Annotated in this window: 17 protein-coding genes; 10 read left to right on the plus strand and 7 right to left on the minus strand. The window is 63.2% G+C overall.

Features of this window, described 5'->3' with window-relative positions; translation table 11 throughout:
• Nucleotides 1-18: 18 nt before the first annotated feature.
• Both ACZZ0Q_RS05650 and csrA read right to left on the minus strand, forming a co-directional pair.
• Nucleotides 19-255, minus strand: coding sequence for a hypothetical protein (locus ACZZ0Q_RS05650; RefSeq protein ID WP_122493991.1), 237 nt, complete (start codon nt 253-255; stop codon nt 19-21).
• Between the two features lie 17 nt (nt 256-272).
• Complete coding sequence (gene csrA, locus ACZZ0Q_RS05655) at nt 273-446, minus strand: carbon storage regulator CsrA (protein ID WP_122493990.1); 174 nt, start codon at nt 444-446, stop codon at nt 273-275.
• Nucleotides 447-638: 192 nt separating this feature from the next.
• Between csrA and ACZZ0Q_RS05660 the strand changes: the two genes are divergently transcribed.
• Nucleotides 639-1,103 carry a hypothetical protein gene (locus tag ACZZ0Q_RS05660; protein WP_463539791.1) on the plus strand — a complete coding sequence of 155 codons (465 nt, stop codon included), beginning with the start codon at nt 639-641 and terminating at the stop codon, nt 1,101-1,103.
• Between the two features lie 24 nt (nt 1,104-1,127).
• Here the strand turns inward: ACZZ0Q_RS05660 and ACZZ0Q_RS05665 are convergent, their stop codons facing one another.
• Both ACZZ0Q_RS05665 and ACZZ0Q_RS05670 read right to left on the minus strand, forming a co-directional pair.
• Complete coding sequence (locus ACZZ0Q_RS05665) at nt 1,128-1,688, minus strand: DUF3077 domain-containing protein (RefSeq protein WP_463539790.1); 561 nt, start codon at nt 1,686-1,688, stop codon at nt 1,128-1,130.
• Between the two features lie 159 nt (nt 1,689-1,847).
• Nucleotides 1,848-3,683, minus strand: a complete 1,836-nt coding sequence (locus tag ACZZ0Q_RS05670) for a diguanylate cyclase (protein WP_463539789.1) — start codon at nt 3,681-3,683, stop codon at nt 1,848-1,850.
• A gap of 174 nt (nt 3,684-3,857) precedes the next feature.
• Between ACZZ0Q_RS05670 and ACZZ0Q_RS05675 the strand changes: the two genes are divergently transcribed.
• On the plus strand, nt 3,858-4,646 hold the full coding sequence (locus tag ACZZ0Q_RS05675; protein ID WP_463539788.1) for a DeoR/GlpR family DNA-binding transcription regulator: 789 nt from the start codon (nt 3,858-3,860) through the stop codon (nt 4,644-4,646).
• A gap of 7 nt (nt 4,647-4,653) precedes the next feature.
• On the opposite strand, the gene ACZZ0Q_RS05680 is transcribed toward ACZZ0Q_RS05675, so the two are convergent.
• Nucleotides 4,654-6,099, minus strand: a complete 1,446-nt coding sequence (locus tag ACZZ0Q_RS05680; RefSeq protein ID WP_463539787.1) for a SulP family inorganic anion transporter — start codon at nt 6,097-6,099, stop codon at nt 4,654-4,656.
• A gap of 704 nt (nt 6,100-6,803) precedes the next feature.
• Here ACZZ0Q_RS05680 and ACZZ0Q_RS05685 point away from each other — a divergent pair.
• The 4 genes from ACZZ0Q_RS05685 to ACZZ0Q_RS05700 all read left to right on the plus strand — a co-directional run bounded on the left by ACZZ0Q_RS05685 (nt 6,804) and on the right by ACZZ0Q_RS05700 (nt 10,462).
• Entirely contained in the window at nt 6,804-8,732 is a 1,929-nt protein-coding gene (locus ACZZ0Q_RS05685) for an autotransporter family protein (RefSeq protein WP_463539786.1), read from the plus strand.
• 208 nt (nt 8,733-8,940) lie between these two features.
• A complete protein-coding gene (locus tag ACZZ0Q_RS05690) occupies nt 8,941-9,204 on the plus strand; it encodes a DUF3077 domain-containing protein (RefSeq protein ID WP_463539785.1) in 264 nt (87 codons plus the stop codon).
• A gap of 212 nt (nt 9,205-9,416) precedes the next feature.
• Nucleotides 9,417-9,881 carry a helix-turn-helix domain-containing protein gene (locus tag ACZZ0Q_RS05695; protein ID WP_463560358.1) on the plus strand — a complete coding sequence of 155 codons (465 nt, stop codon included), beginning with the start codon at nt 9,417-9,419 and terminating at the stop codon, nt 9,879-9,881.
• On the plus strand, nt 9,860-10,462 hold the full coding sequence (locus ACZZ0Q_RS05700; RefSeq protein ID WP_463539783.1) for a mobile mystery protein B: 603 nt from the start codon (nt 9,860-9,862) through the stop codon (nt 10,460-10,462). Before ACZZ0Q_RS05695 ends, ACZZ0Q_RS05700 begins: the two co-directional genes overlap by 22 nt.
• Before the next feature lie 16 nt (nt 10,463-10,478).
• On the opposite strand, the gene ACZZ0Q_RS05705 is transcribed toward ACZZ0Q_RS05700, so the two are convergent.
• A complete protein-coding gene (locus tag ACZZ0Q_RS05705) occupies nt 10,479-11,504 on the minus strand; it encodes an AraC family transcriptional regulator (RefSeq protein WP_463539782.1) in 1,026 nt (341 codons plus the stop codon).
• A 41-nt stretch (nt 11,505-11,545) separates the two neighbouring features.
• Nucleotides 11,546-13,252 carry a Na/Pi cotransporter family protein gene (locus ACZZ0Q_RS05710; protein WP_463560361.1) on the minus strand — a complete coding sequence of 569 codons (1,707 nt, stop codon included), beginning with the start codon at nt 13,250-13,252 and terminating at the stop codon, nt 11,546-11,548.
• Nucleotides 13,253-13,453: 201 nt separating this feature from the next.
• On the opposite strand from ACZZ0Q_RS05710, the gene recC reads away from it, so the two are divergent.
• From recC to ACZZ0Q_RS05730, 4 genes are all read left to right on the plus strand, one after another.
• Nucleotides 13,454-16,795 (plus strand): exodeoxyribonuclease V subunit gamma, encoded by a 3,342-nt coding sequence (recC, locus tag ACZZ0Q_RS05715; RefSeq protein ID WP_463539781.1) that lies wholly within the window; start codon nt 13,454-13,456, stop codon nt 16,793-16,795.
• Nucleotides 16,792-20,343 (plus strand): exodeoxyribonuclease V subunit beta, encoded by a 3,552-nt coding sequence (recB, locus tag ACZZ0Q_RS05720; RefSeq protein WP_463560363.1) that lies wholly within the window; start codon nt 16,792-16,794, stop codon nt 20,341-20,343. Before recC ends, recB begins: the two co-directional genes overlap by 4 nt.
• Nucleotides 20,340-22,232 (plus strand): exodeoxyribonuclease V subunit alpha, encoded by a 1,893-nt coding sequence (recD, locus tag ACZZ0Q_RS05725; RefSeq protein ID WP_463539780.1) that lies wholly within the window; start codon nt 20,340-20,342, stop codon nt 22,230-22,232. Before recB ends, recD begins: the two co-directional genes overlap by 4 nt.
• 109 nt (nt 22,233-22,341) lie before the next feature.
• Nucleotides 22,342-24,252 carry a C1 family peptidase gene (locus ACZZ0Q_RS05730; protein ID WP_463560365.1) on the plus strand — a complete coding sequence of 637 codons (1,911 nt, stop codon included), beginning with the start codon at nt 22,342-22,344 and terminating at the stop codon, nt 24,250-24,252.
• The last annotated feature ends 8 nt before the right edge of the window (nt 24,253-24,260 follow it).

Below are 24,260 nucleotides of genomic sequence, written 5' to 3' on the forward strand. Positions count from 1 at the left end.
TTCGATGCAGAGCAGAGGTCAGGAGAAATACAGCGTGGTCTTGGCCTGCTGCGTAACGGTGCCCGAGAGCTCTTCCCCGGCAAAGCGCACAATCACGTAGCTGGCACCGGTGGGTAATTCCCAGTCGGTGGCGGCGGCGGAGTATACGCCTAACCGCTCTTCGCGAATAACGGTGGGTTTGCTCAGCTCGATGGAGCCTTGAGCGAAGCAAAAAATAATATCGGCGGGGCCCTCATGCAGAATGCGGCGCGACATGGGAGGCTCTCGTCAAATCAGGCATGAGCGCTTGAGGGTTGTCGCTTTTTCGCGTCGTCACGCATGATCGCCACCTCTTTTGGCGCGGCAATGCCGATACGCACTTGGTTGCCATTAACCTCCACCACGGTGACCGAGATGTCAGTACCAATCTGAAGTGTTTCGCCGACGCGGCGGGTAAGAATCAACATGAGCGTGCTCCAGTGGTGCCAGAGCGCCTCGGAAATGGCACTCCCTATTGATAGCTCTGACTCGATAGTTTGCGCAGAGGTTTCAAGAATTTTTGCCAAACCTTGGGCGGGCGTTTCAGGCCGCTGCGCTGTGTTGCCCGGCCAGGGCGTCTGCTTAAATAGCCAGGCCCTTATCTGCCGCGAGTTGCTCCCATGGATTTCAGCGTTAGCCGTTTGCCAAGCCGCCTGTTCCTGGCGGCGAGTGTTTCCCTGCTTTCGCCGTTGGCTGTTGCAGCCTGCACGGTAATTACCTTGCCCGAAGACTGGCCCGCAGCGTCGGCGCGCTGGGACGGTGAATGCGCCGGCAACGTAGCCGATGGCTTGGGGGTTTTGAAGGAAGTGCAGGGCGCGCAGGTGAAGCGATTGGTCTTCGGTCGCGCTGCCCATGGCGAGCTGCAACAGGGTGTGCTCGATTTGCCTGAAGGCGGGTTTATGGCGGGCCGTTTCGAGCACGGCCAGGTGGTGGCCAGTGATGATCGGCAATCGCTGATTGATGCGTTCAACGTGGCTGCCGATGCCGCCGGGGCGGTAGCCGCCCGTTACGAAAGCGCCGGCAACGGTGGCTCGGCGCAGTTTTACCGGTTAAAGGAACGGACGCTGCGCAACCAGTTGGATTGATTACGCCGTCCGTTGCCCGCGCGCTTATGCCGTCAGCGCGTCGATCTTCGCTAACGTCTTGGCGTGCTCTTCGTTTAACTCCGACTCGCCAATCAGTTCCGCTGCCAGGCGGGCTTTGCGGCTGACCAGAATAATGTCGGGCACCTTGCGCTCGATGCGGTCCAGCGCCTCGCGCATCGCATTGGCGCTGGGGAACGGCCCGAAACGCCCGAACGGCGCGCGCTGCACATGCATGTCATCGAGGATGAAATACGACAGGTAGCCGGCTTCGCGCGTCCAGGCCGATTGGCTGCCGAGCATCGCCGATGCCGGTGAGGTCATGCTGCCAATCAGCGAGTCGACCACCGTTTTGGCGGACTGCAAGGTGTGGTGGGTCAGCCAGGCGGCGTTGTCTTGCAGCGGCAGGTTGCCGACGGCGGCGTCGAGAATGCCGTCTTCCATGCTGCTGAGCAGGCACGACACGCTGTGCAGTGCGTCGAGCAGCGGCACATCGGGCGTTACGCTAAACAGCCCGCGTGAGTATTCGACCTGGCCGGTGGAATGGAAGCGGTGGCCGTGTTCAGTGGTGATGCAGTGCTTGGTCATGCGGCGAGTCCTTTCCGTTGTAGCGCGAAGTGCGCGTACGCAGAGTGGCGCGCACGGCGCAAGGCTCGGAAGAGGAAGGTGATCAGCGCGGCGTAGGATCAAAAGGGCGTTGCCGGACGGCCGTTCGCTGAAATTGACCGCAAAGCCACACAGGCCCGGCTACGGCGCGCTGATGCGATTACGGCCCTGTTTTTTTGCTTCGTACAAGGCGGCGTCGGCCTGTTGCACCAGCAACTGCGGCGACGTGTCGGCGCTCGGTTCCAGGCTGACCACGCCAACGCTCACCGTCACATGGCCCAGGGGCGAGGCCGCATGGGGCAGCTGCAAGGCGGCGATGGCCTGCACCACTTTGCGTGCCATGGCCTGGGCACCGGCCGTGTCGGTCATGGGCGCAAGGAACACGAACTCCTCGCCGCCGTAGCGCGCCACCAGATCACTGGCGCGGCACACGGTGGCGGCCAGCGCCTTGCCGATTTGCTGCAAGCAGGCATCGCCGGCGGGGTGGCCGTAGTGGTCGTTGTAGGGCTTGAACCAGTCGACATCGAGAATCGCCAGGCCCAACGGCGAGCCGATGCGTTGCGCGCGCGCCCATTCCTGGGTCAGCACCTCGTCGAATCGGCGACGGTTGGCGATGCCGGTAAGGGCGTCGGTAAGGCTCAGGGTTTCCAACTGCAGGTTGAGGGCTTGCAACTGCTCGGTACGCTCGGCCACGCGCTGTTCCAGTTCGCGCTCGGAGTGCTGCAAGGTGTGCACCAGCTGTTCCTGGGTGTGCAGCAGTTGCTCGCGCACGCGGGCTTTTTCCCGACGCAGCACGTTGTAACGGTCGGCGAGGGCGAAGGCCAACAGCAGCATTTCCATGGCCGAGCCCAGCTGCAAACCGTCAACGGTAAACAGGTTGGTGGGCAGAATGCCCATGGCGCGCAGCGAGGTCATGGCGCCGCCGAGCATCAGCAGGGCGAACGCACCGAGAAAGAAATAGGCGCTGCGCTGACGCTTCAACGCCGCCGCGATGCCCACGCCTACTACCACCAGCGCGGTGACCAGGTTGAGCACAATACCCGCGCGGGAAAACAGCGGCAGCGCTACGGCATAGGCGATGGGCGTTAGCAGGTACAGCGCGATAAAACCGACTAGCACGCGGTCGGTGCGCGGCAGCAACTGCGCGGTGGCGAGCATGCGCCGCATAAACAGCAGCATGGCGGCCAGTGCCAGCGAGGTGGCGGAGTAATACACCACGTTGGCATTAAGCGGCACGCCGGCCAGTTGCAGGTCCGGCGCCAGGCCGTTTTTGATCGCCAACGCGCCGAAGGTCAGCGTGGCAAAGGTGACATAGAGCAAATAGATGCGGTCGCGCAGCGACACCAGCAGCATCAGGTTGAACAGGATCATCGCCACGGCAATGCCGAAATACCACGCCTGGCCGGCGTAGTCGTCACGCTCGTGGGCATGAAACGCCTCGGGCGCCCATAGCTGCAGCGGAATCAGCAAGCCAACGGCCGATTGCATGCGCAGGTAAATCACCTGCTCGCTGTTGGCGGGCAGCGCCAGCGGGAAGATGAAGTTGCGGTTGGCGTACACCTTGGTGTCGGCAGGGACATCGGAGCCGGTGATAACGGCGCGGTATTGTCCCTGGCTATCGGGCAGGTACGCCTGAATATGGGAGATGCGCGGGTTTTCCACCGCCAGCATCCGGTGCAGCGTGGTGCCGCTACTGTTGCGCAGCGGAACGCGCAACCAGTACGCCGAACGGGTAAAGCCCAGGCCCAGGGCGCTGGTGGCCGGCAAGTCGGTTTGGAAGCGGTTTGCCCATTCGGGCTGTTGCACGTCGGCGAGGGTGAGGGTGCCGGTGGGGTCTTCGAGTAAGGCGATAAAGGCGGTCAGCGAGGCCGGCTGCGCGCGCACGTCGACGACATCCAGCGGCTCAGCCGCCCGCAGCGGCGCCGAACTCAGGGCAATCATCAGCAGCACGCCGTTGAGCAACCACCGCCAATTCAAGCAACAACCTTGCATGGGACTAAACCAGAGGCCAGTAAGGCCGGGGAGTCTACAAGAGCGGCGGCGCTGATCGCAAAAGCGCCGGAAAGGTCGCCGTTGTATTTGCCTGAATGCCCCGCTAGGCTTGCGCTTATTCAGCGAAAAACGCACAAACATGCACAAGCAGGCATAACCATGCAAAGCCAGCACACCGTTACCGATCTACCGCAAGTTCGGCGCCAGAAGATTCTCCTAATGTTGGAGCGCGATGGTCGCGTATTGGCCAGTGAGTTGAGCGCGCACTTCGAGGTGTCGGAAGACACCATTCGCCGCGACCTGGCCGAGCTGGCTGGCGCCGGCCTGGTGCAGCGCGTACATGGCGGCGCGCTGCCACGGCCCAAGGATTCCGGGAAAGATTATTTCGCGCGGCTGAACGACAGCGACGACATGAAACGCCAACTGGCGCAATTGGCCGCCGAGCGTGTGCAAGACGGCCAAGTGGTGATTTTCGACTCCGGCACCACGCCCCTGCATATCGCCCGCGCGTTGCCGCTGGATATTCGCCTGACCGCGATTACCGCTTCACCGATGACGGCCGTAGCGCTGGCGGAATATCCCGGCATCAACGTGATTGTGGCGGGCGGGCAGCTCAATCCCACCACCATGGCCACCTACGGGCGCGAGGCGCTGGAGCTGATTCGCGGCGTGAAGGCCGACCTGCTGTTTACCGGCGTGTGCGCGTTGCACCCGGACATCGGCCTGACCACGCCGCGCTTCGAAGAAGTGGAGTTGAAACAGGCGCTGCTAAACAGTGCCTCGCAGGTGATCGCGGTGACCACCGCCGACAAACTGGGCGCTGTGGAGCCTTTCGTCATCGCGCCCTGCGCGCGGGTGCACACGCTGTTCACTGAAGCCCGCGTGCCTTCTGGTGACATCGAAGACTACCGACGCGTCGGCCTCGAAGTGGTGGTGGCCGACGCCTGATCGGCGATTAAGCGTGCTCGGCGCCGGCGCGCTTGAGCAGCTTTTTGCAGCGCTCGGATAAATGCACCACGCGCAGGTGCTTGCCGGCTTTGCTGTAGCGCTCACGCAGGGTTTTCAGCGCGGCAATGGCTGAGTAATCGACAAAGCTCAGGTGCTGGCAGTCGAGCGTGACGTGCGCCGGGTCTTGGGCGGGGTCGAATTGATTGAGAAACGGCGTCGTCGAGGCAAAGAACAAGGTGCCGTGCAGGCGGTACAACTTGCTACCGTCGGGTTCCAGGTGAATGTCGGCGTACAGCTCACGGGCGTGCTGCCAGGCAAAGTTGAGCGCGGCAATGATGATGCCCAGCAGCACGGCGGTGGCCAGGTCGGTGAACACGGTGATTACCGTCACCGCCACGATCACCAGCACATCATTCAGCGGCACTTTGTGCAGCACCCGCAGCGAGGCCCAGGCGAAGGTCTGCTGCGAGACCACAAACATCACGCCTACCAGCGCTGCCAGCGGAATACGCTCGATCAGCGGCGACAGAAACAGCACGAACAGCAGAATCATCACCCCGGCCACCACGCCTGACAGCCGCCCTCGGCCGCCGGAGCTGAGGTTGATGACGGTTTGCCCGATCATTGCGCAGCCACCCATGCCGCCAAACGCGCCCGACACCATGTTGGCCGCGCCCAACGCCACGCATTCGCGGTCGGGGTAGCCACGGCTTTCGGTCACTTCATCGGTGAGGTTAAGGGTGAGCAGGGTTTCCAGCAGGCCGACCATGGCCATCAGCAGCGCATAGGGCGCGATGATTTTTAGCGTCTCGACGGTCCAGGGCAGCGCGGGCAGGGCGAAGGTCGGCAGACCGCCGGCGATGTGCGCCATGTCACCGAGGGTGCGGGTGGGCAGGTTCAGCAGATACACGGCCAGGCCAACGCTGAGAATCGCCACCAAGGCCGGCGGCACCGAACGGGTCAGGCGCGGCAACAGATAGACGATGGCCATGGTCAGCGCCACCAGGCCGAGCATCAGCGCCAACGGCACACCGTTCAGCCACTGCTCGCCGCTTTTGAAGTGCTCTAACTGGGCCAGCGCAATGATAATCGCCAAGCCATTCACAAATCCCAGCATCACCGGGTGCGGCACCATGCGCACCAGCTTGCCCAGGCGCAACAACCCGAACAGCACCATGATCGCCCCGCCGAGCAACACCGTTGCGAGCAGGTACTGGACGCCGTGCTGCACCACCAGCGCCACGATCACCACCGCCATCGACCCCGCGGCCCCCGACACCATGCCGGGCCGCCCGCCAAACAAGGCGGTGAGCGTGCAAATGATAAAAGCGCCATACAGGCCCATCAGCGGATTGAGGTGCGCTACCAAGGCAAAGGCGATGCACTCCGGCACCAACGCGAATGAGGTAGTAAGACCGGCGAGGAGTTCGGCGCGAAGGCGAGCGGGTTTCATGGCAGCGGCTGCGGTACGGCAAAAAGGGGGGCGGATAGTACGGAAAATAGACGGGGGCGGCCAGCGAACACCGCCGTCTGGCAGGTAGCGGTTTATGGCTGAGTTGCGTGTGAAAGTGGGTGTTTTAATTCGGTTTCAGGCTGATTAATTTTTCTTCAATCCCAATGCTTTGTAGGGAAGTTCCTTGGCGTGGACAACTAAGTTTTCAACTTGGTACCGTCCGCGCCTGTCGTTACCGTCAGTCCCCCTTTTCTTCTAATGCTTCGGCCGTTATGGCAGCAGCGAATTTATTGTTTCGCCTATTAAGTGTCGCGGTGAAGTTGCTTTCTCAAGGAATAATCATGAATACATTTAAGTTGTCTGTTATTTGCGCTGTTGTTGCTCAGATTATTGCGGGTCATGCGCTTGCCGCAGATTACGATGCAAGCACTGATGGTGCTATCGCCATAGATATGGGCTTTGCTGGGCAAGATGTGGTGCAAGCCAATATAGAACACGCATTTAAAACGGGAACTTCGGTAGAGTTCTCGGGGGATAGTCAGTTGCAAGCAACAGTCGCCAATGCGCTGGATGCCGGCAAACAATACTTTAAAGATAATTCAAGTCTGGTGGCTTCAGCTAAAGGCTCGTTGAATGGTGCGCAAGTTACATTTTCAGATGCAAGTTTTATTCGCGTGACGGCTGAAGACGCTATTGCAGGCGGTTTGCTTACATTCAACGACAGTAGTTATTTAAAACTCGAAGGCGTAGACCTGACCAGCAAGATTGTCGCGGTGAAACTCAAAGGTACGGCAACCAGCTTGCAACTGGCTGGCCAGCGTTTGACGTTGGGTGGCTTGGTGGGCGAGGGCACCGTTCGCAATGGCGGGCAAGACAACAGCACATTGATCATCGACACCGGCGCGCTCGGAGCGTCGGCGTTCGACGGTGTGCTGGCAGATGGCGGCACCGGCACGCTCAGCCTGATCAAAGACGGTCTGCACGAATGGACATTTAATGGCGATGGCAGCGCCATGACTGGCACCACCAGCGTGAACGACGGGCAATTAACCGTTAACGGAACGCTGGCCAATTCCGCCGTTACCGTTAACAGCGGCGGCGTATTGAGCGGCAAAGGCACGGTCGGCAGCGTGGAAGTGAAAAAAGGCGGTGCGTTGGGCGCAGAGTTTGCCAGCGACACCCTGACCATCAACGGCAGTTTGAAAATGGAGCTGGGCACTACGTTCTATGTCAGCGCCGGTCCAGACGGCAAAGCCGGGCTGGTGGATGTGCGCGACAACGTCTCGATTCAAAACGCCAGTGTGCAGGTGGCGGCCGGGATGGGCGCCTATCAGCCGGATACCCGATACACCATCCTCAGTAGCGGAGCGGGCGTCAGCGGCACGTTCGAAGGGGTAAAAACCAATCTGTATTTCCTCGATCCGAAGCTTATCTATAACAGTCACTCTGTCGAGCTTGAGCTGCACCGTAACGACAAGTCGATTGTTACGGCAGCCACCAGCCCCAGCGCGATCAACGCCGCCAACAGCATGGGCGTGGCAACTCCCGGTCTGATCAATCACCTGTTGATGAGCGATTTGGATACAGCCGGCATCGCCTTGGAACAGCTGGCCGGCGCCGCCAATGCCAGCCGCGTTTCGGCCATGCTTGCCAGCACCGGGCAAGTCAGCAGCGGCATGCTGCAAGCGATGCAGCAACTGGAAAGCCGCGGCAACAGTTTGCAAGCGGCAATGCTCCGCGACGATGGCCCGCTGCTGGTCGCTACCGGCACACCCGACGACGCGCGTGGCCTGCAAGATCCGCAGGCGCAAGGGCGCGTCTGGCTGCAGGCACTCGGCAGCCAAGGCACATTCGAGCAGGACGACAACCCCGCAGATCTGCAACAGCGCACCAGCGGCGCGCTGGTCGGTGCCGACTGGGCGGTTACCAGCGACTGGCGCTTGGGCGTGGTGAGCGGCTACTCGAAAACCGACCTGGACGCCGGCAACTTTCTCACTGGAGCAGTGAACAGTTACCACCTCGGCGCCTATGCCCTGCATCAGAACGGTGCCCTGGCCACGCGTATGGGCATGGCCTACAGCGGCCACAGCGGCACCAGCAAACGGGAGCTGAGCTTCAACCAATTCAGCGATGCCCCACGTGGCGAATATTCGGCGAACGGCCAGCAAGCCTTTGTGGAGTTCGCCTACCAGACCGCCAGCGGCCGGCTGCTTAAAGAGCCCTTTTTCAACCTGGGTTACCAGCGCTACAACCGCGACGCCTACGATGAGAAAGGTGGCGCCGCGGCGCTGCACGTGGACGACCAACAGCAAAGCAACCTCAGCGCTACGCTTGGCCTGCGTTTGGCACACCTCGGCCAGCTTGAAAACGGCATGAGCGTCACGCCGCATGCGAGCGCTGGCTGGCGTCGGCTGTTTGGCGACGTAGACGTGATTACGCAGCAGGCCTACCGCTCCGGCGGCAGCACCTTTGACGTTTACGGCAGTACGCTGGACCGCAATAGCATGACGCTGGAGGCCGGCGTTGACCTGGGCATCAGTCCCTCGCAAAACCTTGGGGTGGGCTATGTCGGGGAGGTGGGCAGCAATTCCCGTAACCATGGTTTGCAAGCGGAATGGCGTGTGAATTTTTAAACACCGTTGCGGTTCCGATCACGCTGAAACGCCGTCTTGTGACGGCGTTTTTTTCGCCTGCCTCAGCCACAAAACAGCGATTTTGTTCCCGTTAGCCTGCGACCTTTTCCGTCGCAGCCGACATTCTTGCACCGCGTCACGACGTAGAGTTCGCCGTCGCTCGAATTGCAGCTCGCTTGGCCGCTTAATGGAGCTAAGGAAGATGACGATGAAAAACGCCGTAACCACGCCCCAACCATTTGACACCGTAGACGGCGTTGCGCTGTTCTCGGTCAATGCTGGAGTGCCCATCGAAGCTGCGCTGGAGCGCGCCGCCGATTTGATGCTCTACGTCGAAACGCTTGCAACCGCCGACGCCTTTATCAACAAGGCGCACGAATCTGGCGTGATTCAACAGCTGAGCCAAATGGCCAGTGCGTTAGTGAGAGCGAGCCAGCTCAGCGTGCGCGAGCTGCTTGGCGCCAGGATGTGACGCCCGTCTGCACACAGTGAACCCCAGCGTTTCCCTTCTACAACCCAACCCTGAATGAATCCACGTTGCGCCATAGACGCGCCTTTTTTTGTTCATCTGTACGCCTATAGGCGCACATAGAGTGGCTAATTTACTGCCTATAGGCCTACATAAAGAGGTGTCTTGTGTGCTTATACACATACAGACCGCGTTTTGGTTCGCAGGGGGGCGCCATGCAGACGTTCTCTTTCTTCAAGCTTCGTCTCCATCAAATTGAACGTGCCGTTGAGCCTTTCATGCTGGTGCAAGGCACGACTAAACCGCGCGGGGGGTGGTTAAAAGCCATTCGCGAGTCGCTTGGCCGCTCGGTTCGGGTTCAGGCGGCACTGGTCGGGGTATCGGCGTCCACGCTGCAAAAATGCGAGGTGTCAGAGGCCAACGACCGCATCACGCTCGGTCAACTTCGAAAACTGGCGGCCGGGCTGGATTGCGAACTTGTGTACGCCTTGGTCCCTCGCCAGCCGCTGGGCGACATGATCGAAGCGCGAGCCGACGCGTTGGCACGGCAAGAGGTAATGGGCGTCGCTCACACAATGGCCCTGGAAGATCAGCGGCCTTCGGACAGTTACATCGAGCGCAAAGTGGCGGACCGGCGACAGGAGTTGCTGTCCGGCTCATGGACGCGTTTGTGGCGGTGACGGTGGCGTTGCAGCCAGGTCAAACTCCACTCGATCCCGACGAGGCGGCAGGGCTGTTGCCCACTCATATCCGCACTCAAAGCGAGCTGGATGAATGGGAGGCCGAGAATATCTACAGCGCCCACCGCTGGCTCGATCGACAGAAAAAACTCGACGTGCTCACCGATCAGTTTTGCCGCGAGCTGCACAAACGCATGTTCTCCGACACCTGGGAATGGGCAGGGCGGTTTCGCCAGCCAGGTAAGAATATCGGCTGTGAATGGACCCAGATTGCTGAGCAGCTTCGGCACCTGCTTGGCAATGTCAGCTACTGGATTGAAAACGATGTTTACCCACTCGAAGAGAGCGCCGCTCGCTTCCATCACAAGCTCGTGTGGCTCCACCCGTTTGCCAACGGCAACGGTCGCCATGCTCGGCTGATGGCCGACTTACTACTGCGTCAATGTGGCAGTCGCGCCTTTTCATGGGGAAGCGCGGCTAATCTTGCGGTGGCCGACGCAGTGCGCAAAAGGTATATCGAGGCGCTGCGAGCCGCCGACAAGGGCGACTACCAAGCCCTTTTTGCCTTCGTTCGCACGTAGCGCCTCGCTGAGTGCTTTAGGCCGAACGTTTGCGCGACCGATACTCCCCCGGCGTCAACCCCGTCCAATTCCTGAACGCCCGAAAAAACACGCTCGGCTCCGAATACCCCAACAAAAGCGCTATTTCCGCCGCCGGTAATTGGCCATCGTCGAGGTAGCGTTCGGCCAATTGCTGGCGGGTGTCGGTAAGCAATTGCTGATAGCTGCTGCCTTCTTCGGCCAGGCGGCGTTGCAGAGTTCGCTCGCTCAGGTTGAGGGTGCGCGCCAGATCGGCACGGTCCGGTTCGCCATGGGCGAGTTGGGCGCCGAGTAGGGCAACTACACGGGCGATTAAACCTTCGCTGGGCAGGCGTGCCAGCAGCGCTTCGGCGTGCTGGCGCAGCAGGGTCTGTAGCGGTGGGTTGGCTTGAATCAGCGGTGCGCTGCGAAGCGCCAATGGCAATACCAGTACGTAGTCGGCGCAGCCGAAGCGAAGTTCGGCATTGAAGGCGGCGAGGTAGGGCCGCGTATCAAGCGGTTGCGGGTGGGTAAATTCGGCACGAAGCAGGCGATAGGCGTGCAGCAGCGGCGCCATCATGTGCACCCAGAACACCATCAGCGCCAGCACGCGCGTGCGAGTGGCGGGCAGCTCGGGGTGCACGGGGCGATAAATCACGCGCAGTTCCTCGCCCTCGGCGTGCAGGTGCAGCTCGCCACCTTCGCCCACCAGACGCTGATAACGCAGCGCCGCCGCCAGGGCGTCGCCCAGGGTCGCGCTGCTTTGCAGCAAGTAACCCAGCACGCTGAATGGGCCGGGCGCCAGATTGGCGCCGATGAGTAGGCCGGGCTCGCTGGCCTCCAGACGATTATCCAACTCCTGCCACAGCTGCTCATGGGCGCTAAAGGCCACGCGGCCGTCAGGATCGGTCAGCTGCTGCTCGTTCAAGCCGCAGCGGGCTAGCAAGTCGTTGCGGTCCAAGCCCAGTCGCACAGCGGCGTGCAACACCGACTGGGTGAGGCTGGCGCTGACGGAGGCGTGGCGGGGGTCGATGGCGTTGGGCATGGCGCCAGATTCTGCCCAAGCCGTCGGTTAAAAGACAGCGCTCAGCGTGCCGCCGGTTTTGCCTCGTGGGCGTCCATGTGGGTGGCGTGCTGCTCGGCTGATTCCGGGTGATCGTCGTCACTGTCGGCCAACGCACCGTGTTCGTGCGCCTCCAGCGCGGCATAGGCGCTGCTGCAGAACAGCGAGTTAAGCCGCTTCATATCAGCGATCAGCTCCAGGTGCAGCGAGCTGGTTTCAATGCTTTGCACAATGTGGTGATGCAGGCGGTACACGTGGGCATGAGCCATGCGCCGTTCCTGGGCGCGGAACCGACGTTTCTCGCGCAGCAACTGGCGCGCGCTGTGGGCGTCGCCCGACAAAAACACGCTCAGCCCCAAGCGCAAGTTAGCCACCAGTTGCTGGTGCATTTCCGTCAGCTCTTGCAGGCCAGCTTCAGAAAACGAATGTTGCTGCGCGGTCTTCTGGTTTTGCACTTTGCCGAGCATGCGTTCGAGCAGGTCGGCGGCCTGTTGCAAGTCCACGGTCAGCTCAATGATTTCCGCCCAGCGCCGGCGATCGTGCTCGCCCAGCGCCTCGCCTGGCACCTGCGCCAGGTACAGCTTCACTGCGTTATAGAGCGCGTCGACGTCATCGCCCAGTCGCCGCAGCTCCTTACCTGCCAGCGGCTGCGGACCGCGCAATACGGCAAGGAAATGGCTGAGCATGGTTTCGATCAAATCGCCGATGCGCAGGGTTTCGCGCACGGCGTTGTTCAGCGCCAGGCTGGGTGTGTCGAGCGCGGTCATGTCGAGGTGACGGGGTTTAGCGATGCCGTTGTCCAGCTGACGGTCAGGCAGCAGCCAATTGCAAAAGCGCGCCATCACATGAACCGTCGGCAGCATCAGCAGGCACCGCGTGGTGTTGTAGGCCAGGTGAAAGCCGATCACCAACGTTTGCGGGCTCATTTTCAAGGTGCTCAGCCAGTGCACCAACGGGTGAATAAACGGGCTGATCAGCAGCAGGCCGATGATTTTGTACAGCAGGCTGCCCAACGCCACGCGGCGGCCCGCTTCGGTCTGCATGCTGCTGGTAAGCAGGGCCAGAATGCCGCTGCCGATATTGGCGCCGATCACCAAACCCAGCGCCACCGGCAGGCTGATCAAACCGGCGCTGGCCATGGTCGCGGTCAAGAGCACGGCGGCCAGGCTGGAATAGGAAATCAGCGCAAACAACGCACCTACTAGCGCATCGAGCAGCACGTCGCCGGTCAGCGAGGAAAACAGCACTTTAATGCCGTGGGCTTCGGTGATCGGCAGGGCGGCGCTGACGATTAATTGCAGCGCCAACACAATCAACCCCAAGCCAATTGCCACGCGCCCCAACTGGCCGGCGCGGCTCTGTTTGCGCGAGAGGAAAAAAATCACGCCGAGGAAAATCAGCAGCGGCGACAGCCAGGACAAATCCAACGTCAGCACGCGCGCCATCAAGGCCGTACCGACATCGGCGCCGAGCATGATCGTCAGCGCCGGCGTAAGCGCCATCAGCCCCTGCCCCACGAACGAGGTCACCAGCAGTGCGGTGGCGTTGCTGCTTTGCACCAGCGCGGTCACGCCGATGCCGGCCGCGAAAGCTAGCGGGCGCGTGTCCATGTTGTGGCTAAGTATTTTGCGCAGTTGCGAGCCGTACACCCGAAGGATGCCGGTTCGCACAATATGGGTGCCCCAAATCAGCAGGGCGACGGCAGAAAGCAGGTTGAGCAGGGTCAGCATAAGCGCGGCCTCCCTGGCAGCATGGCGAATATGGGCAGTGGACCGGAAGCAAACGGCCCGCGTTCGATTTTTTCTTGTGCGCCATGCAGTTAGCTGTAGTTGGCGAATGCGCTTCACGCCAGTTTCCAGGCGCGATTTGCCGGTCCCGAACGGCCTGCCGAGCTGTTAACCTACGTGCCATCTTTGCAAGCGACGGCGCCCATGCTCACGCTCTACCACGCCCCCGATCTGGAAACCCTTGGCGCGTTGGCCACCACGATGTTGGCCCAACCGCAGCGCGAGCCGTTTGCCCCGGCGTTGGTGGTGGTGCCGAGCCAGGGCATGGGCCGTTGGCTGACGCTGGAGTTGGCGCGCAAACAAGGGATCGCCATGCAACTGGAGGTGCAACTGCCGGCCAAATTTGTCTGGGAAGTTTCGCGGCTGGTGCTGGGCGAGCTGATCGACAAGCTGCCGGAGCAATCGGCGTTTTCCCCCACCACGTTGACGTGGCGTCTGTACGACTGGCTGTGCGAACCGAGCAACCTGGAGCAAGCGCCACGGCTGGCGCAGTACCTGGAAGGTGGCGATGAACGTCGGCGATTGTCGCTCGGCGCTCGCATTGCCGACGTCTTCGACCAATACCTGCTGTACCGCGACGACTGGCTCGCCGCCTGGGAGCGCAACGAGTTGCTCGACCTTGGCGCCGACGAAGGCTGGCAAGCCTTGCTCTGGCGTGAACTGACCCGCGACGGCCATCCGCACCGCGCCCGCTTGCTCGACGATTTACTGCGCCGCCTGCACGACGACACCCCCATCGCCGGCCTGCCCGAACGCCTGTTGGTGTTCGGCATCAGCAGTTTGCCGCCGCATCATATGCGCGTGCTCGACGGCCTGGCTCGCCATGTTGAAGTGGTGGTTTGCGCCCTTAACCCGTGCCGCGAAGCCTGGGGCGATATTCGTGACGTACGCGAGCTGGCCCGCCAGCCGGTGCTCAATAGCGCCACGGCGGCGGATGATTGGTACCTGGACGTCGGCCACCCGCTGCTCGCCAGTCTCGGCAAACAAGGGCGCGACTTTTTCGACGCGCTGTTCGGCCTCGGTGGCCAGGAAATAGGGCTGTATTCCGAAGACGCCGACCTGCACGACACCTCGCTGCTGCGCGCCCTGCAAAACGATATTTTGCGCCTGCGCACACGCCAGCCCGAAGAGCGGCTGGTGCTGCGTGAGGACGACCGCTCCCTGGAAGTGCATATCGCCCATTCGCCACTGCGCGAAGTGGAAATTCTGCACGACCAACTGCTCGCCCGCTTCGCCGCCGACCCCACGCTGACGCCCGATCAGGTGGTGGTGCTGACGCCCGATATCGAACGCTACGCGCCCTTTATCGAAGCCGTGTTTGCCACCCGCGACAGCCACGGCCGCGGCCCCCGTTCGCCGCGTATTCCGTTCAGCCTGGCCGACCGCAGCTTGCGCGCCGAGCTGCCGATTATCGAAGCCTTCCTCGCGCTGCTGACCCTGGAGCAAAGCCGCTTCGGCGCCGAAGAAATTCTGACTTGGCTGGAACAACCGTCGATTGCCCGCCGTGCCGGCATTGAGAACGAAGATTTGCCGCTGCTGCGCGACTGGCTGCGCGAAGCCGGCGTGCGCTGGGGCCGCGACAGCGAGCACCGCGAGCAACTCGGCTTGCCTGCCGATGCTGCCTTCACTTGGCGCCAAGGCCTGGACCGTCTGCTGCTGGGCTTTGCCGCGCCGCCACAATTGGCGGGCGATGCCGCGCCGCTGTTGGGCGACACCTGGCCGCTGGACGCCCTTGAAGGCGCCCGCGCGCAATTGCTCGGGCGCCTGGCTGGTTTCGTTCAGCGCCTGGCGTCCTTGGCCGAAGACCTGCAACGCCCACGCTCGCTGGCCGCCTGGGCCGACACGCTGCAAGCGATGATCGACGCACTGTTCGACGAGCGCGAAGCCGGCGACACTTTGTTGTTGCTCAGCCAGGCCTGCGCCGCGTTGCGTGACCAGGCACAGGCCGCCGGCATCGAGCGGCCGCTGGAACTGGCGCTGGTGCGTCAACAGCTGAGCACGGCGTTGGAGCAGGGCAGTGGCGCCTCGGGTTTTCTGACCGGCGCCGTGACCTTCTGCACCATGGTGCCGATGCGCAGCCTACCGTTCCGTCTGGTCTGTTTGCTGGGCCTGGACGATGGCGCGCTGCCCCGGCGCACGCCGGCTGCCGGCTTCGACCTGATTACCCAACACCCCCGTCGCGGCGACCGCGCGCGGCGCCTGGATGACCGTTATCTGCTGCTGGAAATTCTGCTGTCGGCCCGCGATGCCCTGTACCTCAGCTACGTCGGCCGCGACCCACGCAACAACGCCGAACTGCCGCCATCGGTGCTGATCAGCGAAGTGCTCGAAGCCGTCGACCTCACCGCCCAGAGCACCTGTAAGAGCGGCTTCAGCCGCGATGCCCTTGAAGCGGACACCCAGGCTCAGGAGCTCGCCAGCAAACACCTGACCATCGCCCACCCCTTGCAACCGTTCTCGCCCGGCAACTTTTCCGGCGGCGCCCAGCGCAGCTATGCCGCGTCATGGTTCCGCGCCGCCCAGCGTCTGGCCGAGCCGCCGCAAAGCAGCCCGGCAGCGTTTGCCGGGCGCCTGCCGGAACCCGACGCCGATTGGCTGCATATCGAGCCGTCGCAGCTGCTGCAATGCTTCCGCCACCCGGCGCGGTTTCTCTTGGAACAACGCCTTGGCTTGCGCCTGGCTGACAGCGACGAAGCCTTGGCCAGCGACGAACCCTTCGTTCTTGAAGGCCCGGCATGGCGCGGGTTGCGCCAGTTGGCGCTGGAAGCGGTAGAGCGCGACTGGACGCTGGAACAGGAACGCGACATCGCCCGCGCCGCCGGCTGGTTGCCCACCGGCGAATTGGGTCAGGCGCTGTGGGGCAAGTTGCGCGGCCCGGTTCGCGCCTTTGCGCCACGGCTGTTTGAAGCGCGCCCGGAAGAACAGCCGCAGCCGCTGTTGGTCGACGTGCACATGGCCGGCGTGCATATCCACGGTTGGCTGGAAGGCGTGACCTCCAGCGGCTTATTCGAGTGGCGTCTTAACGCCCCGAGCGCGTGGGATTTGCCCTCGTTCTGGCTGCGGCACGTGCTGCTCAACCTCAGCGCCACCCCCGATATTGCCCGTGAAAGTTTGCTGATTTCTCCGGTTCACGACTGGCAACTGGGCCCGTTGGCCAACCCGCGCGAGCTGCTGGAGCCGTGGCTGTTGGCCTACCGCGAAGCATTGTGCGAGCCGCTGCCGCTGATGCTGAAAAGCAGCTATGGCTTTGCTGAAGGGCTGCTCAAGCCCGGGCGTAAAGAGCCGATTGAAGCGGCTCGCTATAAAGCCAAAGTCGCGTGGGAAGGTGCGGACTTCAGCCCGCTGCCCGGCGAGTCGCAAGACCCGTGGTACGCCCTGGCGTTTCGTGATCGCGAGGTGCTCGGCGAGCGCTTCGAGGCCTTGGCCCAAGCGCTGATTCTGCCCGCGCTGCAAGCCTTGGCACCGGACGGGGAGGACGAAGAATGAGCCTCGACCTTCACACCTCATCATTCGCTGGCCGTTCGCTGATTGAAGCCAGCGCCGGCACCGGCAAAACCTGGACGCTCACCGCGCTGTATGCACGCCTGTTGCTGGAGCGGCAACTGGGCGTCGGGCAGATTCTGGTGGTCACCTACACCACCGCCGCCACGGCGGAATTGCGTGAACGTATTCGCGGGCGCCTGGCCGAGTTGCTCGCGGTGTATGAAGGCACCCCCAGCAGCGACGACTTCCTCACGCGCTTGCACGCCGAGTACCCCGGCGAAGAGGCGCGGCGGCGTTTGCTGCTGGCCGTGCATGGCTTCGATGAAGCGGCAATTTTCACCATTCACGGCTTCTGCCAGCGCGCCCTGCAAGACGCCGCGTTCGAAGCCGGTGGCGATTTCGACAGCGAACTGGCCAGCGACGACCGCGAAGTGCTCGACGCCTTGCTCACCGACGCCTGGCGCCATGAATTGGCATCGGCCGATCCGGCCTGGGCGCGCTTTCTGGCGAAGAAAAAAATCACCCCGGCACTGTTGCGCCAGCGCTTGCGTCCGCATTTGGGCAAACCCTATTTGCGTATCGAGCCGCGCCTGGCTGAACCGGCTGCGGCCTCTGATGAGCTGGCCGCAGCCAGCCAGGCATGGCAGTCCGCCGCCGAGCTGTGGCGCCGGGGCGGCTACGGCTGGATTGAGGAACTGCAGGAGCACGGTGGCCTGAGCCAGAGCACGCACAAGGTGGCGAAGCTGCCATTGTGGTCGGCCGAGCTGGACAGCTATTTCGCCGACCCGGCGGCGCTGTTCGATGCGCCGATTGGCCTGGGCAAACTCACCGGCAGCGCGTTGTTCAAGGCCACCAAGAAAGGCCATAACCCGCCGGTCAGCGCCGTTGCCGAAGCGTTCGACGCGCTGTTGCTGGCCATCGCCGACGCGCTGCCGGCGGGCGAGCAACGCTTGATTGCCTTGCAGGTGCGTTTGCTCGACCGCCTGAACGCCGAGCTGCCGGCACGCAAAGCCGCCCAGCGGATTCTGGCGTTCGATGATCTGCTCAATCGCTTGAACGAAGCCCTGCACGGCCCGGTGGCCGAGACCCTGGCGCAAACGCTGCGCACGCGTTATCCGGTGGCCTTGATCGACGAATTCCAAGACACCGATCCGGTGCAGTACCAAATTTTCGACCGCATCTACCGAGACGGCGGCGACCTGTGTTTTGTCGGTGATCCCAAGCAGGCGATCTATGCGTTTCGCGGCGCTGACCTGGCCACCTACCTAACCGCCCGCGCCGCCGCCGAGCGGCGCTACGACCTGCCATTCAACTACCGCTCCACCGCCGAGCTGATTGGCGCCCTGAACTTGCTGTTCGCGCGGCCGCAGCCCTTTGCCGTGGATGGCTTGGACTATCCGCAGGTAAGGGCTGGCATCAAGGCGCGCTCGCAACTGGTGCTGCCGCCCGGCAATGAAGCGCCGTTGTCGCTGGTGTGGCTCGGCGATGAACCGCTGAACAAAGGCCGCGCCGATGCGCTGGTGGCGGTCGATACCGCGCAACGCATCGCCACGCTGCTGGCTGCCAGCGCACAGGGGCAGGCGTATTTCGACAAAGACGGCACGCGCACGCCGCTCAAGGGCGGCGACATTGCCGTGCTGGTGTCCAACCACCGGCAAGCCTCGGACGTGGCCGAGCAATTGGTGGCACGCGGCGTGCCCAGCGTGCGACGCGGCAACCAAAGCGTGTGGCACAGCGAGGAAGCAGCCGAGCTGGCGGCGGTGCTGGCGGCCTATGCCGAACCGGGCCGCGAGGGCGTGCTGCGGTATGCGTTGTCCACGCGCCTGCTCGGCCGCGACGCTCAGCAACTGGCGCGCTGTCAGGACGACGAGCGCGCCTGGGACCGTGAGCGCGAAGACGCCGAGCTTTATCACCAGCTCTGGCAGCAACAAGGGTTTATGCGCGCCTTCCGCGCCTGGCTCGATCAAGAGCAAGTGGCCGAGCGCCTGCTGGCAGCGCCTGATGGCGAGCGGCGGCTGACCAACGTGCTGCACCTGGCCGAACTGCTGCAAGCCGAGAGCCAGCAGCGGCCAGGCTTTGAACCGTTGCTGGCATGGCTCAATGCCCAACGCGGCAGCGAAGGCGCCGGTGAAGACGCCTTGCTGCGTTTGGAGAGCGATGCCGAGCGCGTGCAGATCGTCACCATCCATACCAGTAAAGGGCTGGAATACCCGTTGGTGTTCTGTCCGTATCTGTGGAATGGCCGGCTGCTGGGGCAGCACAAAGACAGCGCCACCTGCCACGACGAGCACGGCCAGCCGATGCTCGACATGGGCAGCGAAAACCTCGACAGCAACCTGCAGCGCGCCCGCGAAGAAGTGTTCGCCGAGCAACTGCGTCTGGCCTATGTCGCGCTTACCCGCGCCCGCGATCGGCTGTGGTTGCACTGGGGGCCGGTGGCGGTGCCGGCGCCGGTGAAGAAAACCGGTTTGCTGCCCGAGGAAGGCCTGCACAGCAGCGCCCTGGCGTGGTTGCTCCATGGCCGCGAGCTGGCCGGCGCCGATGCGTTGGGCGAGTTGGCGCAGCACCTGAACGAGCGCAGCGGCGAAGCATTGGCCAGCGAAATTGATGAACTGGCAGCCGTAAGCGGCGGCACCGTTGCGCGCTTGCCGCTGCTCAATAGCGAAGCTTCGGCAGCGGGCGAGCAGCGCGCACCGGCTCCGCAGCAGCTCGGGCAATTCGAGCGCAGCCTGCACAGCGCCTGGCGTATCGGCAGCTTTTCCGGGTTGTCGGCTGGCATGCACATGGAAGCGCCCGACCGCGACAACCTGAGCATTCCTGATGCCAGCGACCCTGGCCTGGGCTTTTTCGCCTTCCCCCGAGGCGCCCGCGCCGGTACCTGTTTGCATGCGGTGCTGGAAGAGTGGGCGCGGGGTAAAGGCGAGCTGCCGGCGTTGGTGGAACACGCGCTGACCGACCACGGTCTGTCTCGCGACTGGACCGAGCTTGCCGCCGACCATTTGCAACGCGTGCTCGACACCGACCTCGACGGCCACGGCCTGACGCTTGCCAGCCTGGTATCGGCGCGGCGCCTGCCTGAGCTTGGCTTTACCTTTCCGGTGGCAAATCTGGATGTGTATCGCCTGCGCGCCATTCTCGCCGACCCGCAACACGGCCTGGCGGCTCCCATGCGCGAAGCGGCGCAGCGGCTGGAATTCGACAGCCTCAAAGGCTTTCTCAAGGGCTTTATCGACCTCACGTTCGAGCACGAAGGCCGCTGGTATATCGCCGACTACAAATCCAACTGGCTGGGGCCGGACGCCAGCTTCTACAGCGGCGAGCGCCTGTTGCAAGCGCTGGCCGGCGAGCATTACTACCTGCAATACCTCATCTATCTGGTAGCGCTGCGCCGCTTCCTGCGCCAGCGCCTGGCCGACTTTACCGACGCGCAACTGGGCGGCGTCTATTACCTGTTCTTGCGCGGCATGCCGACGGCGGGCGTGTATTTTTCGCGGCCCGCCGACAGCCTGCTCGATGCCCTCGACCAGTTATTCAACGAGGAGCAGCCATGAGCCTTGCCGATCTGCCCCTTGGGCCATTGGAGCGCGCATTTGTCGCCAGCTTGCAGCGCCTGGATGACGACGCCAGCGAGCCGGTGCTGCTGGCCGCGGCGCTGACCTGCGCGGCGTTGGGCAATGGCGATGTGTGCCTGCTGCTGCGGCGCTGGGCCGGGCAGCGCGCGTGGCCGGAAGTGGGCGGCGGTTTGCTGGTGCCGGCATTGGCGCCTTGGGTGGCACAGTTGCAGGCTTCGCCTCTGGTGGGCGCGCCCGGCGAGTTCGCGCCGCTGATACTCGACGGCGAGCGCCTGTATCTGGCGCGTTATCACCACTACGAAACGCAGCTGGCGGCGCAGTTGCTGGCCCGCGGCAGTGCCAACCCGGAGGTGGACGAACGCGTGCTGGCCGACGGCCTGGCGCGCCTGTTCGCCCGCAACAACAATCAAGCTGGGCCAGACTGGCAGCGTCTGGCCGCCGCGCAAGCGGTGCGCCGTAACCTGGCGGTTATCTCCGGCGGCCCCGGCACGGGCAAAACCACCACGGTGGTGCGCCTGCTCGCCGCGTTGCTTGAACAACCGGGCGGCGAACGCTTGGCCATTGGCCTGGCAGCGCCGACGGGCAAAGCCGCCGCGCGCATGGCCGAGGCCATTCGTAACGCCAAGGCCGAGCTGCCGGTGAGCGAGGCGATCAAAGCGGCTTTGCCGGAAGAAGCGCGCACCTTGCACCGGTTGCTCGGTAGCCGGGGCGACACGCCGCGCGTGCGTCACACGGCGGCCAGCCCTTTGCCGCTGGACGTGCTGGTGGTGGACGAAGCGTCGATGGTCGACCTGGCGCTGATGGCCAAACTGCTCGACGCGCTGCCTACTCACGCGCGCCTGATTTTGCTCGGCGACAAAGACCAACTGTCTGCCGTGGAAGCCGGCGCAGTGTTTGCCGAGCTGTGCGAGGGCCGAGGCTTTACCGCCGAAACTGCCGCCGCCTTGCAGCACCTCACCGGCCAACCGGTGGAAGCGCAAACGCCGAGCTCGCGGCTTGGCGATGCGGTGGTGCTGCTCACCCACAGCCACCGTTTTGCCGGCGACAGCGGTATCGGCGAGCTGGCGCGCCGCATCAACAGCGGCGATGCCACCGGCACGCTCAACCTCCTGAAAGAGGGCAGGGCAGACCTGGCCTGGGAGCGTGAGCCTACGCCGAGTGCGCTGCTTGATCGTCTGGACCAGGGCTACGCGCCTTATCTGACGGCAGCGCGCAGCGGCGACGTGGCGGCGACCTTCGCAGCCTTCAACCGTTTCCGCGCGCTGACCGCGCAACGCCAGGGCGCTTGGGGTGTTGAAGGCATCAACGAGGCGCTGGAAGCGCGGTTCAAACGGCGCTTCAGCCTGCCAAGTCGCGAGCGTTGGTACCCCGGCCGGGCGGTGATGGTGCGCCAGAACGACTATGCGCTCGGCCTTTTCAACGGCGACATCGGCATTTGCCTGGCCAGTGAAAACGGCCTGCGGGTGTTCTTTGAAAGTGCCGGCGAAACCGAGCCCACCTTCCGCCCGTTTTCCCCGGCGCGGTTGCCCAGCCACGACAGCGCCTTCGCCATGACCGTGCACAAAAGCCAGGGCTCGGAATTCAGCGAAGTGCTGCTGGCACTGCCCGATACCGCCAGCCCGCTGCTTACTCGCTCGCTGTTCTACACCGGCATTACCCGCGCCAAGCACAAGGTTGAAATCTGGGCGTTGCCGGCGCGTTTGATGGAAGCCGTCGGCACCCGCGCTGAACGGGCGGCGGGGTTGGCGGAGCGCTTGCGAGTGGACGGGTTTGTGGCGCCGGTCGCGGCCGCTGAACCGGCGCCCGAACCGCCGAAAAGCCCGGAGAGCAAACTGGCAGGCGAGCAGGATCAGTTGAGTTTGTTTTGAGGCGATGGGCAGGCCTTTGGTCGGGTGCTGCCGCTGCGGTTTGACTCTGGGGAAAAGCGGTCAATGCTTGGCAGCAGCAGTGTTTCCCACCTCTGGACAAGGAACGGTCATGGCCAAGCGTCCTGTTGCCTCCGGGGCTCGCGCGACCGCAGCGAACACCGGCAAAAAAGCTGCCTCCACGAAAAGCCCCGCCAAGAAGCCCTCCAAGAAAAGAAGCGCCCCGCAAACGTTGGACGTGCGCCGCGATTCCATGGATTTTCGCGACCTCACCTACAGCGCCTCGCTTACGCCGCTGCCCGATGAGTTGTACCCGGTGTGGTCGCAGCTGACGATTCTCGACCAGGGCACGCAAGGCGCCTGCACCGGCTTTGGCTTGGCCGCGACGGTCAATTATTTGCGCGCCGGCCGAGGTCAGCAGGGGCTGGTCAGTCCAGCCATGTTGTTCGCCATGGCGCGCCGCTATGACCAATGGCCGGGCGAGCGCTACGACTACAGCAGCGCTCGGGGGGCCATGAAGGGCTGGCACAAACACGGCGTGTGTTTGGACGCCAGCTGGCCGCTGGCACGCAAAGCCGGCATCACCCCGGCGATTCAGAAGGAAGCCTTGGACATTCCCCTTGGTGCCTACTTCCGGGTGTTCTCGCGTATCAACGATGTGCAAGCAGCGTTGCGCGATGTGGGCGTGGTGTTTGCCTCGGCGCAAACCCATGGCGGCTGGGAGGCGCCGCGCGATGGCACGATTGTCTGGCGGCCCCAGGCCGGCGAAGAAGACAGCGGCCACGCCTTCGCCATTGTTGGCTACACCCGCGACGGATTTCTGGTGCAGAACTCTTGGAGCGACTGGGGCGGCTTCACCGTTGGCAAACACACCTACGCCGGCGTGGCGCTGTGGAGCTATGCCGACTTTGAAGCCAACATCTGGGACGTGTGGGTGGCGCAGCTGGGGGTCAAGGTCAACTTCCAGGTCACCGATACCGCCAGCCGTTACACCGCCGACGGCGGCGTGGCCCGCGCGACGCAACCGGCGCCGCCACAGGAATCGATTTACCTGCACTACCTGCACATTGATAACGGCCGCCTCGACGATCAGGGCCAGTACGCTTCCGACACCACGCAGCTCGACGCCATCATCGCCTCGCTGCAAACCACCCAGCCCAAGCACATCGTGTTGTACGCCCACGGCGGCCTGAATGCGGTGGAAGGTTCGGCCATGCGCGCCTTCAAATGGCGGCCGGTGTTCGAGGCCAACGGCATCTTTGAGCTGCACTTCATTTGGGAAACCGGCTTGTGGAGCGAGCTCGGCGATTTGCTGCGCATCAAGAAGCCGGCGGTGGACGAACGCGTCGGTGCGGCCAGTTCGTGGTGGGACAATCAGGTCGAAAAACTCACCCAGCCGTTAGGCTTTTCGCTGTGGCAGGAAATGAAGCTCGATGCCCAGCGCGCGTTTGTGCCGCAGGGCGCCGGCACCCAGGTGCTGAAGCGCTTGATTGCATGGTTGGCGGGGCAGGGCAGCGCGGTGCCTAAAGTGCACCTGGCGGGGCACAGCGCCGGTTCCATCTGGCATGCGCATCTATTGCAGCGCTGGCAGGCGCAGGGCGGGCCGAAAATTGCCAACCTGCTGTTGTTCGCCCCGGCGTGCAGCGTGGCGCTGTATGAGCAAACCATTCTGCCGGCGTTGGGCACGACCATTGCCCAGCAAAAGCTGCTGATCCTCTCGGACCAGGCCGAGCAAGACGACAACGTGGGCCAGGTGTATCGCAAGTCGCTGCTGTATTTGGTTTCCAACGCCTACGACAACAAAACCGCCCGCATCCCGATTCTGGGCATGGATGCCTTTCAGCCTGAGCGCCAGCCAAAAAACAGCACGCTGGTGATCGCCAGCAGTGCCAGCGCGCAAAGCAGCAGTCGCAGCCATGGCGGGTTCGATAACGATTTGCCAAGCATGAACAACTTGCTGCAAACGGTACTGGGCAGCGAGGTGCGGCGCTTGTTTAAAGACGAGGATATGCAGGGGTATTGAAGCGCCGT

It is taken from the genome of Pseudomonas sp. AC070 (assembly GCF_979258635.1).

Bases quoted from the DNA above. Each gene is read 5' to 3' on its own strand.
- ACZZ0Q_RS05705 (WP_463539782.1), bottom strand. From the start codon at position 11,504: ATGCCCAACGCCATCGACCCCCGCCACGCCTCCGTCAGCGCCAGCCTC.
- ACZZ0Q_RS05660 (WP_463539791.1), top strand. From the start codon at position 639: ATGGATTTCAGCGTTAGCCGTTTGCCAAGCCGCCTGTTCCTGGCGGCG.
- ACZZ0Q_RS05665 (WP_463539790.1), bottom strand. From the start codon at position 1,688: ATGACCAAGCACTGCATCACCACTGAACACGGCCACCGCTTCCATTCC.
- ACZZ0Q_RS05690 (WP_463539785.1), top strand. From the start codon at position 8,941: ATGAAAAACGCCGTAACCACGCCCCAACCATTTGACACCGTAGACGGC.
- ACZZ0Q_RS05650 (WP_122493991.1), bottom strand. From the start codon at position 255: ATGTCGCGCCGCATTCTGCATGAGGGCCCCGCCGATATTATTTTTTGC.
- ACZZ0Q_RS05700 (WP_463539783.1), top strand. From the start codon at position 9,860: ATGGACGCGTTTGTGGCGGTGACGGTGGCGTTGCAGCCAGGTCAAACT.
- ACZZ0Q_RS05675 (WP_463539788.1), top strand. From the start codon at position 3,858: ATGCAAAGCCAGCACACCGTTACCGATCTACCGCAAGTTCGGCGCCAG.
- ACZZ0Q_RS05695 (WP_463560358.1), top strand. From the start codon at position 9,417: ATGCAGACGTTCTCTTTCTTCAAGCTTCGTCTCCATCAAATTGAACGT.
- ACZZ0Q_RS05710 (WP_463560361.1), bottom strand. From the start codon at position 13,252: ATGCTGACCCTGCTCAACCTGCTTTCTGCCGTCGCCCTGCTGATTTGG.
- csrA (WP_122493990.1), bottom strand. From the start codon at position 446: ATGTTGATTCTTACCCGCCGCGTCGGCGAAACACTTCAGATTGGTACT.
- recB (WP_463560363.1), top strand. From the start codon at position 16,792: ATGAGCCTCGACCTTCACACCTCATCATTCGCTGGCCGTTCGCTGATT.
- ACZZ0Q_RS05680 (WP_463539787.1), bottom strand. From the start codon at position 6,099: ATGAAACCCGCTCGCCTTCGCGCCGAACTCCTCGCCGGTCTTACTACC.
- ACZZ0Q_RS05730 (WP_463560365.1), top strand. From the start codon at position 22,342: ATGGCCAAGCGTCCTGTTGCCTCCGGGGCTCGCGCGACCGCAGCGAAC.
- recC (WP_463539781.1), top strand. From the start codon at position 13,454: ATGCTCACGCTCTACCACGCCCCCGATCTGGAAACCCTTGGCGCGTTG.
- recD (WP_463539780.1), top strand. From the start codon at position 20,340: ATGAGCCTTGCCGATCTGCCCCTTGGGCCATTGGAGCGCGCATTTGTC.